General features: G+C 43.3%; 3 protein-coding genes. All 3 read right to left on the bottom strand.

What is annotated here, in order from left to right; genetic code table 11:
- Positions 1-462, bottom strand: a 462-nt coding sequence (locus WEIDD23_RS04345) for a 6-phosphogluconolactonase (RefSeq protein WP_242865425.1), incomplete at its 3' end; no start/stop codon positions are given.
- Positions 463-599: 137 nt separating this feature from the next.
- On the bottom strand, positions 600-1,301 hold the full coding sequence (locus tag WEIDD23_RS04340; RefSeq protein WP_010373071.1) for a class A sortase: 702 nt from the start codon (positions 1,299-1,301) through the stop codon (positions 600-602).
- A gap of 121 nt (positions 1,302-1,422) precedes the next feature.
- Positions 1,423-1,890: His/Gly/Thr/Pro-type tRNA ligase C-terminal domain-containing protein (locus WEIDD23_RS04335; RefSeq protein WP_242865424.1), on the bottom strand; the 468-nt coding region annotated here is incomplete at its 5' end.

The raw sequence follows: 1,890 nt of genomic DNA, 5'->3' as shown, positions 1-1,890 counted from the left end.
ATCAATCGTTGACTGGGTCAATGTCACTTCGTGGGTCAATGAATCAAAGGGTGTGCCTGGCTCGTTGAACCCAATGTGCCCATTTTGCCCTAAGCCAAGAATTTGCAAATCAATTGGGTTGTCGTTAATAATGCGCTCATAGCGGGCTGTTTCTGTAGCCGCATCCGCCATGCCATCAGGTACATAGCTCTCCTTAAACGGCTTCTTATTAAATAGGTGCTCATTCATAAAGTAACGATAACTTTGTTCGTGAGTCCCTGGCAATCCCTTGTACTCGTCTAAGTTAATTGAGACAGCGTTGCTAAAATCTAAATCACTTGCTGTAATCGCATCATAGATTGAAATAGGGGTTGAACCAGTTGCCAACCCAAAGACAGTGGCACCATTTGCTAACGCCTCTGCAAAGACGTTGTAGCCTGCTTGGCCGCCCATTTTTTGATCACTCACTTGTAGAATTTTCATGTTATTCTCCCCTTAATAAGATGTCTATCAATTCCTTTGGTATAGACCAATTATAAACCATGGTCTATACCACTTGCAAGTCATGAGGGATAAAAAAATTGACAGCCATTAGTGGCCGCCAATCATGTTTATGCTGTTCAACTTTTGTGCCATTCATTTGTGCGACTAAATGAATCACGAATTTCCTTTGGGGCATCATGCCAGGTATAAACTTGCTTCAAATCGCCTTGCATCACAACGCGGCCACGCTCTGCTGTGTAATCGCACGTAATCAAAGTGAGTTGGTTCTTATTTGGCTGATTATAAGTCACTTCTACAGCTGTCGGTTGCACAACCTTTACTGACGTTGCTTGATAGCTATAAATTTTTGACATGTCCGTCAAATACATATGCTGGCCCGTCTTACCCTCATAGTAAATCGGACTAAAGAGGACCTTCTTATTACTGCTACCTTGAACAAAATGACTCGCCAACGAGTAGTTGTTTTTCCCCATCTCTTGATCGGGATAAAGTGTTCCCGCGCCAAATGTGAGTGCTATATCGTTAACGCCCTTGCTAATCGGCAAACTCAGCCCAATCTCCGGTACAGAAACCATCCCGATGTAACGCAACTTTCCTGCGTGTAAGCGCGCATTAATCATTTCTTGGGCGGTCAGTGATTTAACACTTTTCCAATCATAATTCGCCTTCGCTGTTTTCGCTTTTGCGACCATTTTTTGTGTCACCGTTGGTTTATACGTCTTAATCATTAATGTGCCAATTTGATTGTGAAAAATCAGCCCTAACGACGCCGTTACACCAACCCCCAACAGTGTGTATTCAACCGCTTTACTCTTCATTGTTTCCCTCACAAATTTCTTTCATGTGTATTTTAGAGGAAAATGACGTGAAACGTGACGAAAAAGGGTATAAAAAAATCTCAGTTACGCAACAAGCATAACTGAGATTTTAATTGATTGATTATCCCTTAACAGCCTTTTCCAATGTCTCCATTGCACGTGAGTGACGTGCAATGTCAGCCATCAATTGTGCCTCAAAGGCATCAACAGACTTTGACTTTGTGTCCGTTGAACCGAAGCGACGAATCGTAACGGTGTTGTTGTTAACTTCTTCATCACCGATAACCAACGTGTAAGGAACCTTAGACGTTTGGGCATCGCGAATCAAGTAACCCAACTTCTCATTACGGTCTTCGTATTCAGCACGAATACCTTGCTTGATCAAACGGTCTGCCAAGTCCTTGGCGAACTTACCGTGTGCATCGCGGTTAACTGGAATGATACGTACTTGGTGTGGTGCCAACCAAGTTGGGAAGGCACCCTTGTACATTTCAGTCAAGTAAGCCGTAAAGCGTTCCATCGTTGAGATGATACCACGGTGAATCATAACTGGACGGTGCAATTCACCATCAGGTCCAACGTAGTTAAC

This window comes from Weissella sp. DD23 (genome assembly GCF_001579105.1).
Classification (GTDB): Bacteria; Bacillota; Bacilli; order Lactobacillales; family Lactobacillaceae; genus Weissella; species Weissella cibaria.
This window is presented reverse-complemented; position numbering and strand designations above follow the sequence as displayed.